At 48.4% G+C, this 13567-nt stretch carries 9 protein-coding genes, 1 tRNA gene and 1 pseudogene; 5 read left to right on the top strand and 6 right to left on the bottom strand.

Going from position 1 to position 13567, the window contains the following annotated elements; translation table 11 throughout:
* Nucleotides 1-221 precede the first annotated feature (221 nt).
* Nucleotides 222-494, top strand: a complete 273-nt coding sequence (locus tag BLS62_RS11140) for an N-acetyltransferase (protein ID WP_093180589.1) — start codon at nt 222-224, stop codon at nt 492-494.
* Between the two features lie 169 nt (nt 495-663).
* A tRNA-Lys gene (locus tag BLS62_RS11135) sits at nt 664-739 on the top strand.
* 271 nt (nt 740-1010) lie between these two features.
* Here BLS62_RS11135 and BLS62_RS11130 read toward each other — a convergent pair.
* Nucleotides 1011-1358 carry a DNA adenine methylase gene (locus BLS62_RS11130; protein WP_143521541.1) on the bottom strand — a complete coding sequence of 116 codons (348 nt, stop codon included), beginning with the start codon at nt 1356-1358 and terminating at the stop codon, nt 1011-1013.
* 618 nt (nt 1359-1976) lie between these two features.
* Nucleotides 1977-2546: a recombinase family protein gene (locus BLS62_RS11125; protein WP_093180583.1), complete on the bottom strand. Its 570-nt coding sequence runs from the start codon at nt 2544-2546 to the stop codon at nt 1977-1979.
* Nucleotides 2547-2919: 373 nt separating this feature from the next.
* Here BLS62_RS11125 and BLS62_RS11120 point away from each other — a divergent pair.
* From BLS62_RS11120 to BLS62_RS11105, 3 genes and pseudogenes are all read left to right on the top strand, one after another.
* Nucleotides 2920-4259, top strand: a pseudogene (locus BLS62_RS11120) (IS3 family transposase).
* A 2471-nt stretch (nt 4260-6730) separates the two neighbouring features.
* Nucleotides 6731-7267 carry a DUF6998 domain-containing protein gene (locus BLS62_RS11110; RefSeq protein WP_200798498.1) on the top strand — a complete coding sequence of 179 codons (537 nt, stop codon included), beginning with the start codon at nt 6731-6733 and terminating at the stop codon, nt 7265-7267.
* A 377-nt stretch (nt 7268-7644) separates the two neighbouring features.
* A complete protein-coding gene (locus BLS62_RS11105; protein WP_093180577.1) occupies nt 7645-11943 on the top strand; it encodes an NACHT domain-containing protein in 4299 nt (1432 codons plus the stop codon).
* 273 nt (nt 11944-12216) lie between these two features.
* Here BLS62_RS11105 and BLS62_RS11100 read toward each other — a convergent pair whose 3' ends face one another.
* Genes BLS62_RS11100 through BLS62_RS11090 form a run of 4 tightly spaced genes read right to left on the bottom strand, consistent with a single transcriptional unit; the run spans nt 12217 to nt 13538 of the window.
* On the bottom strand, nt 12217-12465 hold the full coding sequence (locus BLS62_RS11100) for a hypothetical protein (protein ID WP_093180574.1): 249 nt from the start codon (nt 12463-12465) through the stop codon (nt 12217-12219).
* Nucleotides 12462-12626 (bottom strand): hypothetical protein, encoded by a 165-nt coding sequence (locus BLS62_RS31030; RefSeq protein WP_159436522.1) that lies wholly within the window; start codon nt 12624-12626, stop codon nt 12462-12464. Before BLS62_RS31030 ends, BLS62_RS11100 begins: the two co-directional genes overlap by 4 nt.
* 13 nt (nt 12627-12639) lie before the next feature.
* A complete protein-coding gene (locus BLS62_RS11095; RefSeq protein ID WP_093180571.1) occupies nt 12640-13071 on the bottom strand; it encodes a hypothetical protein in 432 nt (143 codons plus the stop codon).
* Nucleotides 13068-13538: a lysozyme gene (locus tag BLS62_RS11090; RefSeq protein ID WP_093180568.1), complete on the bottom strand. Its 471-nt coding sequence runs from the start codon at nt 13536-13538 to the stop codon at nt 13068-13070. Before BLS62_RS11090 ends, BLS62_RS11095 begins: the two co-directional genes overlap by 4 nt.
* Nucleotides 13539-13567: the final 29 nt, after the last annotated feature.

Below are 13567 nucleotides of genomic sequence, written 5' to 3'. Positions count from 1 at the left end.
TGGAAGCGATAAACGAGATCTGATGATGCATTTACGAGAATTTACCAGTTCAGATGAAGGTGATGCGCTTGCTTTAAGTGTTGCTCTGGACCAATTAAAATTTGTTGGCATTCCTTCTGAAGTCCTTAAAAGCAGAAATAAGATTAATCACATACATTGCATAATGTATGGTTCAGACCTCATTGGTCTGTTTGAAATCGACACCTTATATAATCAACGCTATGATTTTTGCTGCTGAAGGTGACCTTGGCCTCCTATCTTTCTTTATTCATAACCAACAACAAGGAAGAGATTTTGGCAAGCAAGCTGTCTCGGCTTTGAAGCCTTATCTTTCGGTGCTCTATGCGGGTTATGAAGGTGTATACCTTACTGTGAATTGTAAAAACCCGATAGCTCAGGGCATATATATGAAGGGTGGATTTGAAAATAGCGGTGAGCTTTATTGGGGCGAAGTTGCTGGCCCTCAACATGTTTTGAGAATGCCTTTGAGGTGAGGAGCGCCCTACTCTCCACATTTACCTGCGACGGACCTAGTAATCACGAGCTCTGCTAATTGACTGATGAGTTGAGACAATGTGGAAAATAGAAAAAAGACACTTGCGCTAAGCCCCTGCAATCCTTAGAAGACCCCTCACAGGCAGCGACCACACCAGACGCTGCTGTGAGCCTGTAGCTCAGCTGGTAGAGCAACTGACTTTTAATCAGTAGGTCCACGGTTCGAAACCGTGCGGGCTCACCATTTAACCTCATGGTACCTAAAGAGGTTTTGCGAAGCTCCCATCCGGGAGCTTTTCGCTTTTGGGCTTCGTGTCAGCACTATGTAAGCAAATGAGAGAATTTGTAAGCAGTATTTACCCCTCATATTCCCGCTTGCAGCTGTGGCGCGGGGCGAATTTTTGCATAGGTGGGCGTTTTGATGTGCACCCCACTCTTTTGCATTCCTTACCGAATTACAAGCGTTAGAAGAGCTTCAAACCACGCCTTTCTAACGCCCATATTGGGTTCCTGTTTCAGTTACTAATCACCAGCTCCTGAGCCTTCTTCTGGCTCTTGGTGCTTACGGTATAATTGAGGCTCACCTCTTCCATATCAAAGTGCGCGAAGATTTCTCTGATTTGTGGGATATCGTTGATGGACAGAAGGAAGCGGCCCTTTAGGCTTTTGAGTTGGTCTGCCAACTTTTGGAAATCATCAGCTGTGAAAACGCCCTTCCCATAATAATCCTCGCAAGCCCAATATAGTGGGTCCAGATAGAAGAGTGTCTCAGTGCGGTCATATAGTTGGATGCGCTCAGCGTATGATAGACGCTCTATGATAACGCCCGATAACCGCTCGTGAATGTCCTCCAGCAAAGGCACGATCTTGCTCAGATCTGTCTGACGTCAGCCCTTACCTGCAGGGACGCTAAGGGTACCTAGGTCTACTTAAGGTTCCTGAGGGTGCGTGTTGTAGGGCGTCTTGTTCAAAACACATTACTCAGGGTGCTTAAAGTCCTAGGTTTCTCTGAATTTATCTAGGGAGGTACTGGCTATAAAATAGGGTCTCAATCAGTCTTCGCTCAATGGGAAACTAATGGGGTTTGGTCAGTGCCGATCTTTAGTGTGACACTGGCTCTAGGGGGATTCAGGACGTCGCTGAGATGCTCTTGAATTCATTGGTAGAGGAGTGTGTGAATACCTCTAAAACTCACCCTGAGGCTCCCTAGGCGATCTAGGTTCGTCCCTTTGTGAAGCCTTGGGGCTGAGGTGGGTTCATTGTGGTGACTTTGGTTCTGGGGTTGCAGAAAAGTGGGAGGAGACACAAAGCCTCTACCAACCCACTAAAGCTATATCTGATATAGCCTTTCGGGACCGGATATTGCCGTTCCGTAGGCTACCGCCAGCCCTGCCCTCGTCACTAAAGGTCGGATTTCCGGCATTTAAAATGGGCCAAAACAGCATGTTTATTTTCAAGGGTGGGCGCAAATCTGCGCGTATCTAAAGACCCAGCTCCTTGGTGATCCTGATCACACTGGTCCTATCGACCTTCAGCTCTCGAGCAATGGCGCTTTTGTTCATGCCTTGGCTCAGCATCTTCTGCACTCTGGCACGGTCAATCGTAGGCTTGCCACCTTGGTAGACACCTTTGGCCTTAGCAACCTCAATGCCTTCAGCTTGCCTCTGTTTGATGATGTCCCGCTCGAACTGAGCGACGGAACCTAGAACGCCTAGCATCAGGGTTGCCATTGGGTCTTTGCCTTGGCTTGCTGGTTTGAAGGTCTGGCCTTCTTTGATGAAGCGAACAGTGACTTCCTTCTGGGTGATCTCCTGCACCAGTTCATTCAGGTCGATCAGTGAACGGGCAAGGCGATCCATTGACAAGACCACCACCTCATCACCCTCACGCAGCTTAGCCCGCAGCTCATCCAACGCAGGGCGATCCTTGGTGGCACCGGATACCTTGTCGATCAGGATATCGTTCTCGGTAATGCCGTGGTCTTTCAGGGCTTCAATCTGTCGTGCTTCGTTCTGGTCCTTGGTGGACACACGGGCGTAACCGAACTTCATGTTGCAATCCTCCGGGTGTAGCATATGGGTGTTGGATTTAGTTTAGTATGTAAGTCATAACCAACCCTACTGCAACATGTTTCTCTGCCATTTCTGAAGGTCTTAAAGTGTGGTTCCAGAGCGTAGTCAGATGCTGCATCAAGCGTCTTGACAGTGTTGAGCGTCGCGTAATGTCTAAGGTATCAAACCCAAGACTTGATATCTTCGGAGCAAAGGCACCACGATTGAGAAAGCTAGGTCGATTGAAACAACCTAGGGCTTCAGCATGTGCTGGTATTGGTCCTGAATGTCTGACGTCAGCCCCTATGGGTCCAAATAGCAGTATTTGATAAGAGAGTGTTTTTGGCTCATCGTAACCACTGAGGAGTGGGACATGAGACAGACAACAGGAACAGGCAATAGCCCCGGCGAGAAGATCATCAAGGATATTAAACGCGCCACCCGCAAACATTATTCATCAGAAGAGAAGATCAGGATCGTCTTGGACGGCCTGCGCGGCGAAGATAGCATTGCTGAGCTGTGCCGCCGGGAAGGCTTATCGCAAGGTATCTACTACAAGTGGTCGAAAGACTTCATGGAAGCAGGCAAGCGGCGTTTGTCTGGTGATACGGCGCGTGCGGCAAATACTGAAGAGGTTAAAGACCTACGCCGGGAAGCCCACGATTTGAAGGAAGTAGTGGCTGAACAAACGCTGGAACTCCGCTTGCTCAAAAAAAGCATGTTCGAGGGTGGGGGCGACCCAGAATGGGGTATGCCGCATCTGAGAAGCTGGAGATCATCAGGTTGGTTGACGAAGGCCACCAGTCAGCTCGCTAAACACTGACCAAGCTCGGTATTCCCCGCACCACGTTCTATCGCTGGTATGAGCGTTATCTACAGCGCGGAGAGGCTGGACTGAATGATCAATCTCCCAAACCCAAGCACGTCTGGAACCGCATCCCTGACGAGGTAAGGCGCAAGATCGTCAAGCTGGCTTTGAAAGAGACGGAGCTATCGCCTCGGGAATTGGCGGTTACGTTCACTGATCGGGAAAAGTATTTTGTATCAGAGGCTTCTGTCTACCGCGTATTGAAGGCACACGACCTGATCACCAGCCCCGCCTTCATCGTCATCAAGGCCGCCAATGAGTTCAAGGACAAAACGACAACCATCAATCAGCTCTGGCAGACGGACTTCACCTATCTTAAGGTTCTCAGTTGGGGTTGGTACTATCTCAGCACAATCCTGGACGACGACAGCCGCTATATCATTGCGTGGAAGCTCTGCACCAACATGAGGGCTGAAGATGTGACCGACACATTGGATCTGGCGTTGCAGGCATCAGGTTGCGACCAGGTTCACGTTGCCCACAAACCCCGGTTACTAAGCGATAATGGCTCCAGCTACGTCTCTGGTGATCTGGCAGAATGGTTACAGTGTAAAGGTATGAAGCACCCGCGCGGCGCACCCTATCACCCCCAAACCCAAGGAAAGATCGAAAGGTGGCATCAAACTCTGAAGAACCGGATTCTGCTGGAAAACTACTTCCTGCCGGGTGACCTTGAAGACCAGATCGAAGTCTTCATCACTCACTACAACCATGAGAGTTTAAGCAACCTCACGGCCGCCGACGTCTATTTCGGGCGCGACAAAGCTATTCTAAAACAAAGGGAAGGGATCAAACGAAAGACACTCGAAATGCGCCGCTTGCATCACAGGCAACACGCCGCATAATCAAACCAACCAGATCAGCCAAACTCTCGCTTAGTTTTTCCAGCTCCTGGACCCAAAAACTCTGCTGACGCACAGTCCTGACCGATGATAGCCATAGCGCGCCCTCATCAGATAGAGAGAACACTAGCGAACCAGCCCTTGGTGTTCCGCTCCCTCTGATCTTCAAGGAGGCGTTGGGTGGTCTTCGTTGCTTCATTGGCCTGATCTCTCCACCCATCCCTCTCCGTCTTCAGCTCTTTTGATGTTCCTTGAGATGTTCAATCACATGCTCAGCCCCTGATAGCTTGCCCCGTAGCTCAGCGGCTTCTGTGACGCTCTCAAGTACAGGCTAAGGGGTTGCCAATTGTTCGGTGGGTTCTAAGGTGGATGGGTTCTTTAGGTTCCACTGTCGATCTGGGAAGGCTCTATGTAACTCAGCTGGGTCTATCTGGTACCCACCCTTGTCCGTTGTGTTTGCTGATAGTTTGCCGGTCTTGATGTACCGGCTTATGGCGGACTTGGATGCCCCTACCATCTTGGCAGCTTGGCCTAGTGACAGCCATGTTCCGTTCCTCTTGCTGGCGTTTCTAGGTGGATTGATGACCTCATTGAGAAATCCAAGAAAGACGTAGAGAGTCCCCTGGGTGTTGCCCTTCGCCAATGTTTGATAGACCGGCATAGGTAGACAAAAGAGATCGAGGGGCACCGGGGAATTTGAACTGCATAGACTTAGTAAATAGGGTCACAGATTTTTCTGCAAAATTCACTTAGTGAGGCTTGCGGCGAACTAAGGTGCGCTCATACTCTGCGAGGATCTGGAGAGCTGTTGCGTGTTGTGCGGCTTCAGCAAACTTAGAAGCGTGGAGCTTGTCGTAGCTTGCGTTGATGATTTAGCGAGCACTCTGAGCAAACCTAATGCGTTCCTCATAACCAGCCTCTTTGTTGTATCGAGTGGCCTTAATGAAGTCTGTGGTGGTCTGAGTAATATCAGTAGAGTCCAAGAAGAACTGACGGATAAGTTGGCGAGGCTTAGCCATTAGCATTGCTTCGTGGATATCGACAACGGACTTAGCAATCTCAACTGCCTTAGCACCATCACCATTAGCTGCGGCTTTGAACGCATCGAAGACAGCATCATAGAAGTCGTCGTCAACCTAAGCTGCCTACTTGTAGACTGTCTTCTCGCCGCCGTAGGTTCCTTGGGTCTTGCCTTTGCCTTGGATTGTTAAGGTGTGCATTTTTGCACCTCTTAAACCTCGGAGGAACTGCGCAGGTTTGTGCTTGGTCTTACCACCGCTCGCCTTATGCAAGTCATTGAGGCAGTACAGGTTGTGGTCAACAGGACGCGTGGAGACCGTGATGGTCTTGTTGTTGAATGTGATGTTAGAGCTGCCAGTACAAGTTCTCTATGACAACAGTCATAATGGTTGATTTTGCACTTGTGATCACAATGAAGCACCGGTCGATAGCCTCTGCGTCTCGTAACCATCGCAATAATACATAGAAAACGAACGAAATACGTACATGCACGAAGGCACCTCGTCAGAGCTACGCTTGATAAGGCTTTGAACGCTAATACCGTCAAAGACGGCAGCACATTCTAAGAACCAGCAATCCCCAAAAAATATGGTACGAACAACTGGTACGAATAGTATTATTAGGTAAATCTAATAAACACGTATTTTCAATAAGATAGGGAGGAAAAAAGAGAGTGGTGATCCCTGCTGGATTCGAACCAGCGACCGTCGGCTTAGAAGGCTAAGTCTTTCTTAATGAAATCAATGGGTTATTTGTACAGCACAACCCAAAGCACACACTACGCATCAATACCTTACAAAGAAAATGTAAAGCACATTTAGCACTAGTCGCTTGAGTGTTTCCCCGCTCAGATAGCTCTAGAGAACCTTACTATTGCTTGATAGGCAGAATGATACAGAAGCCGGAAGTTGTTTTGAAGTTTCTTCTTTGTTCCTGGCTAAATCCTGTGTTGATATGCCCTCCCAAAAACAGTTCACATCATGCCTGAAACAAACGGGGAATAGCTTTTAGTGTCTCATTGCCGCTGTCTCAGCGACACTGGTGAGCGTTCAGATCAAATCAAGCCGGGCGACAGGTCTCACTCCCATAATGAGAATTGCTGCTGTGCAAACTCCTAGGCTTGGCAAAGAGCAAGACTCACAATACACCAATTACAGGTTGATTTAGGAGATTACTGTGACTGAATTTGTTGCTGATTGCCCTTGGTGTGGTACTCAAGGTTTTAGAGGAGTTTCTTCACAAGTGAGGGCATGTTCTTGATGATCTAATACTCAAAGAGCTAGCAATTCTAAATATGAAAATATTTGGTAACGCGGGGTTGTCCAAATAAATTTCCCTGGAAATTCCATCAATACATAATGACTTTATGCCAATCGAACTGATTGACGCATTCAATTTGTTAATTCTCAATACGACTGAAGAGTTGGCGGCTACTTAGGAAACGAGACATTTATATGAGTGAGCACAAAACAAGCATGGAAGTACGTTCCTTTGCTCTTCCCTATGCAATTAGGCCGCTAGTCGAGGCTAGGGCTCAGCTAAAGCTGCATTATAATAAGATGATGCTTGATAAAGGGCATTGCAGTTCGCTTAAGTTCACTTTTGATGGAAATTTAGTGGGAGATATAGGCGAGGCCCTAGCTGTAGAGTATTTTGGTATCATTCTTGGTAAGCAAAGGTCTAAGGAAGGGATCTCCGGTAATTGGAGCGATGGAAGGACTGTTCAAGTCAAAGCCACAGGAACAAACCGCGGGCCTGCTTTTCGGTCAATTAAGGTTAAGGCTGACCATCTTTTGTTTTTCAATATAGATTTCGAAAATAGCGCGTTTTCAATTGTTTTTAATGGACCCGAAAGGTTAGCGCTTGAATGTCTACCGGCGGTTTTTACAAATCAACGAACATTATCTTTGAGAAAGACAATCGAAGCAAACAGTAAAGTTCACCCTGCAGATCGAATACCACTTAATCGTCCCCCAACTGTTTCCGCTTGAGCTTAATATCCAGAAACCGCAACCACACCATGAAGGCGGCATCTAAGACTGTAATGCGTCAGCCACCTAGTCCGGTAGCGTTGAGGAAGGCTATCGGAAGTACCTCTATTGATACTCCTAGGGACGACTAAATTATAGTGTTGAGCGAATAGCAGCTAAGGCTCTAGCAGCTGTTCCCGGCACGACAGACTAACGACGACAACGCGGATGAAACTTCGGTTCGTTGCTGTGCGAAAAAAGGAAAGTTTACATATTCATCAATGAGTTTGTAGAAACAGTAATTCTCTTACTCTGTATTGAATTTTTTTACAAACAATACAATTGGTAGTAATAGTTTTTGTACGCCTTAGCCTCATGCACAACATAAGTATACGAATATGATTGAACGCATTTTTCAAACAGTCCCAGACGGAAAACTCAGTGAGTCAAATCAGCAAACGTACCTAGTCAGTTTAGGTTGGTCTAGCGGCAAGGCATGGGATGATTTGTTACGATCACAACGTGTACTGATGATCTCCGAAGCGGGCGCTGGAAAAACATATGAATGTCAAACCCAAGCAAATCGTCTTTGGGCAGCAGGCGAGCCAGCATTTTTTGTTGAACTGGCAGCGTTGGCCACAGAAGACGTTCGCAACCTGCTAGATGCAGGCGAAGAGGCCCGGCTGGATGCTTGGCTTTCCTCGCAATCTGACATTGCGACATTTTTCCTAGACTCGGTCGACGAGCTAAAATTAACTTTGGGTTCGCTAGAACGTGCGCTTAAGAGATTGAAGAAGTGCATCGGAAATCAACTTAACCGGGCAAGGATCGTCATAACGACGCGGCCGATCCCCATCGACGAGCAACTGATCCGAGACATCCTCCCTGTCCCTCCAGCGCCTTCTTCTGAAACGAGCGAGGAAAAATTTGCGAAAATCGCTATGTGTGACCAGCAGGAACGGCGTAACACTAAGAACGATAACACTGCACCTGAGTGGCGTACGGTAGCTTTGATGCCGCTGTCGGACGAACAGATTGTCGAATTTTCCCGAGGCCAGGGTGTAAGTAACCCCGAACTCCTTCTGGAAGATCTGCAGCGACGCAATGCTCAAGACTTTGCACGCAGGCCTCAAGATCTCATCGAACTATGTGTGGACTGGCGAGAACACAATCGCATCAGGTCTCATCGTGATCAAGTTGCATCCAACGTTCGAGTTAAGTTACTTCCTCATGACGGCAGACGTGAACCAGCAGAGTTGTCTAGCGACAAGGCAATTGAAGGAGCCTGTAGGCTAGCTCTTGCAATGCAAGTAACGCGACGACTGACAATCCGGCATAGCGCAGCGTCAGATGTTGTTAGTGATGAAGTCGCTCTCGATCCAGCAACCATTTTATCAGATTGGCAGCCCAACGAACGAAAAGCACTGCTTGAACGCCCGCTTTTTGGCTTTGCATCTTATGGCCGAGTGCGCTTCCATCATCGTTCTGTCACAGAATACCTAGCTTCTGAGCGGCTCATAACTCTTCGAAGACAAGGTATGCCATTCAATGCTTTAAAACGCATTCTTTTTGCAGAAACCAAAGGTAAAACAATAGCTCGACCATCCAAACGACCTATAGCGGGTTGGCTCGCGTTACATGAAAATAGAGTTTTTGAGCTACTACGGGATCATGAACCCGCTGTATTACTGGATGAAGGTGATCCAGAATCTCTCACTCAAAAGCAGCGGAATCAGGCTCTTTCGGCATTTGCAAACCGGTATGGCGTTGGTGGGTGGCGAGGCATTCAGGTGCCCCAAATACAGGTTCATCGGTTTGCTACGAGAGAACTAGCAAGTGATATCGACAGAATTTGGAAAGGCGGAGTTGAAAACCCTGATGTTCGGGAGGTTCTCTTAGACCTTATCGCAGAAGGACATATAGAAGCTTGTGCGGATATCGCCTTCGATGTCGCCCAAGACACCGAAGCCTCTGAAAGAGAACGGATATTCGCTCTTGATGCTTTAATCGCTCTTGAAGATAAGCGGCTAAGTGAATTTGTGGCCGCAATTGCTGCAGGTGACGATTGTTGGCCTGATAGTATTGCAGAAAGAGCAATGATACGCCTCTTTCCCAAACACGCTTCGGTTGGTGAACTATGTCAGACTCTTCAATGGATTAAACAAGCAAATAGCAATGTAAGCGGCCTAACTTGGCACTTGGCTAGAACGATACAAACGTCGAAACATGGTATCATTACTCTGGAGCTTCTTCGCGATAGCCTGCTGAATCTTGTACAAAAAGGGCTAAAGTGGCGGCACTATCTACCACATATCACATGTAATCAGCCGCATCTCAGCTCAGTGTTAGCCGCAGTATGCGAACGTGGCCTCAAGTTCGACCAAAGCGATAAATGGCTTCACGCTGGGGCTCTTGCCTTGCGATTAAATCACAGTAATTACGGTGATGGTGAACCGAACAATTCACTTAGAAAACGGCTGGCTAGTTTAAATGCAGATGGCACTGCTCGTCTCTTTTGGATCGAAGATGCTTTGCTTCAATCCCTCCATGAACTAACAGACCCTCGGGAACGATTCGCAGCAATTAAGGTTCATGACCAACCGATCCACCTGAACTCTGATCGGGATCTAACTTGGGTGTGCAATACGCTAGGTGACAACACATGCGATGTAAGCAAACGTGCTGTGCTATTGGAGGCAGCAATTCGCTTGTCTCCAAATCGAGAAATCTGGAAAAAACATGTTGAAGGACTTAGACCTCTCGTATCTGATGAACCTTCATTCCTGCATAGGATTGATGAAGCGCTAAAGCCATCCAGATATGAAAAAGATGAACGGCGCATGGAAAGGCAACAAGCTCAACTAAAAAAGAAGGAAGAGCGCCGCAAAGCGAAGGCCTACGCTAGCTGGGTTTTGTTTTGCCGCGAAGTAGCTAATCAGCCTGAGGACGCTTTCTCGTCTAAGAAAAGTAAAATTACGGCTTTTAATCTGTGGCGTGCCATGTCCCATGGTGTGGACAACATCTGGTCATCTGGCTGGAATCGCCGCTTTATTGAAGAGCTGTTCAATAAAGAAACTGTCGATCGGCTTCGTCGCGTACTAATGAAGATCTGGCGAGATGAGCATCCAACCCTTCCCAGCGAAAGGTCTGAAGGAGAACATAATACTCATTTTTCACGTTGGCAGCTAGGATTGGCAGCAATATACGCTGAGGCGGAGGATCCTGACTGGGCAACCAAGCTCAGCGATCAAGAAGCATTGTTAGCTATACGATATGCTTTGATCAAGCTAAACGGCCTACCTCAATGGATTGAGGCTCTAGCAGAGGCGTATCCAAGTGCAGTGGACCAGACGCTCGGTAACGAGCTTTCATGGGAACTTGGCCAGGAGCCAGCTGCACATGGCCATTCAATGATGCTTCAAAGAATCGGCTACACGTCAGAAACAGTGGCAAGATTGTTCATACCACGCTTGGAAATATGGTTGGAAACAGGTGAGGATCAAGTCCTAGGTGCTAACAATACAGACGGAATGACCGGAAGAGTTCGACAGGTTACACGCGAAATTCTAAAGCATGATGATGGAACCGCATTTGAGAGACTAAAACAAGTGGCGGTCCAAAGGCTTGAGCTAGAGCTACCTATTGAACTGCACCAAGTATGGTTATCGACCTTAATGCGGATTGCCCCGCTCGTTGGCATCGAAAAACTGGAAAAACAGATAAAAACGGTTGAGCCAGCCGAGCGGTCTGAGGCTGTGTCGTGGTTTGCCATCCTTTTCGGAGATCGCCAGGATGCAATTGGTTTAAGTGACGAGCGTTTTACCCCGCAAATGTTACTGCGGCTACTTCGTCTTGCCTATAGACATGTTCGGATCCAAGATGATGCAAGCCATGAAGGGTCTTACACGGCGGATACGCGGGATAACGCTGAGTGGGCACGCAATAACATTGTAACTGCGTTGTTCAATGCGAAAGGTGAGGAAGGATTAGCAGCTAAGCTTGAGATGGCCGCCGACCCCTTGTTCGTTTACTTCAAAGACCGGATTTTGGCTATGGCTGAGGAGAACTGGGCGCAAGAAATTGATGTGGATGCCTTTGATGAAACACAGGCCGTGGCGCTTGATCACAGCGGAGAAGCGCCAGCTAAAACAAATGAAGCCATGTTTGCCATCATGAAAGATCGATTGTCAGATCTCGATGACCTTCTCTTGCGTGATATTTCCCCGCGACAACTCTGGGCAGATATTTCAACCGAGAAAATTATGCGTCGAGAAATTGCACGAGAGCTGCATCATCTGAGAAATTCGATCTATACTGTGGATCAAGAGGCAGTGACAGCAGACGAAAAGGAAACTGATATTCGTTTGCGTTCTGTGGCTTCTCCTCATGAAGCCGTGATCGAGCTCAAACTCGGAGACACGCGCTCGGCAAGAGATTTGCGTGATACTATTGAAAATCAACTCGTGAAAAAATACATGGCGGCTGAGAGCTCTAGATCAGGCGCTTTACTGGTGACCCTTTCTAAAGATCGAAATTGGGAGCATCCAGATGACGGTAGAAAGATTGAGGCAGAGGAACTTATTTCATTGCTGTGCGATGAAAGTGATCGAGTTCAAGAAAAGCTGGGTGGGTCCGTGGCGTTAACTGTTCATTTCCTTGATTTGCGTCCAAGGCTTTCAGTTGAGAAGCCGAAGTGAGTCTGTTTCGCTTGGCATCCACCTTAAGGATGCTAGATCCAAAACAGCCCGAAATTGCAACGACGTTGGGATTGGTGCTGCCCTGCGCTAGGGTGAATGGCAGCTTAGGACACCACGCGACATGCTGTGCTTGCGAAGCCCTGCGACCTCTAGGTTAACCGCACAGGGCTCGAAGCGGCAATCCGCTTTCAACCGACCAATACCTGCGGCTAGACGTATCCAGTTTGCGACTTTATTACACTCCGACCATAGCCCTCGTCTTAGCTATCTCCCTCACCCGTGTTTGCAGTCGCCAACACCTTCCGTCCCTTGTAAGTCTTTAAGCTGTTGGCGTTTAATCAGGGTATCCAGCCGTTTATTTCGGACATCTAACCAACGGCCATATGCCAGCAAAATGGCCCCAACTAAGATCACAAGTAGCAATGCAAATTGCAGGACAGGCTCCAAGTAGGAGCTTGCAATTCCCAGCATCCCATAAACACCAAGCGCCGCTGAAGATCCAATTTCATTTCTGGGAATCATTTGACCCCACCTTTCAAGTTGTCTTTGACTGTCCCGTAAAAGGCCTGCCAACCCAGCCGTTTCGCTTCACATGCAACTAAAGCTGCCCTGTGCCGAATTGCATCCTTGCCTTTGTCACCGGACACACCGGGGTCTTTACACCGCTCGGTAAGATCAGACACAGGCTGAGGAAGCTCAAGGTGCCTGACCGAACCTGATTGAGCGCATCCGCTTAAGATAAGCGTCATCAGCAGGGCAGGCAGAGACACCGCCTTTCTCCAACTCAACTTCATATTCTGTTACCTGCTGTTGGAGGGTGCCCACCTGCTTTATGCGTTGCAATAGGGCAGCGTTAGCGTGGGTTGAAACGCGTTCGTGAGCGGCGGCTATGCGGCTCAATGCCTGAAGGTCCGCGTTGAGCCGACCCAATTCAGCCTGCTTGTCATAGTGATATGCAGACGAGAACCAGACAGAGACGCAGAGCAGAGCTACACAAGCTAGCGTGGAGAGGACTTTTGGTATTCTGGGGTCAATCCTTGCAGTATAGGCAAGCGCGGCCCCAGCTAGCGCTAGAACGGCTATGATCTTGTAAGTACTGAGCCCCAGCAGCATGAGGAAGGTACTCATTCACGAACCCCCTCCATGCACAACTTGTATTCAGCAGAGCGTCTATTATTGAGGCCCTTCACGGTTTTCCCGCCTGCCTTGTTGTACCACGTAGCAGCTCCGCAGGCCCCTGCCAGATCACCCCGATTAAGCCGTTTAGCTGCTGTTGATCGACAGAAGGCACCTGTGCCAATGTTGTAGGTTAGAGAAACGAACGAGACATAAGACTTGATCGGGATTGCGTCCGGGCGCTTGAGGCATCTGCGCATGCCGGCTTCATGTTTCTTGAGGGACTTCATGAGCGTGGTGTTGCACTCAGCTTTTGTCGCGGTGTCTCCAAGTTTGACCCCTGCTGTTTCTCCGTAGCAAATGGTTGCCACTCCAACAATGTCAGAATAGGCGGTCGTGCGAAGTCCTTCCCACGTGCCTACGAAAGCTACAATTAGCACCACGATCCCGCCAGCTAGTCGCGTTTTCGTTGATTTCATTTCGGATTACTCCAATAAAAAACCCGCCT

It is taken from the genome of Pseudovibrio sp. Tun.PSC04-5.I4 (assembly GCF_900104145.1).
Lineage (GTDB): Bacteria > Pseudomonadota > Alphaproteobacteria > Rhizobiales > Stappiaceae > Pseudovibrio.
The sequence above is the reverse complement of the archived record's forward strand: the minus strand, read 5'-3'. Positions and strand labels throughout refer to the sequence as shown.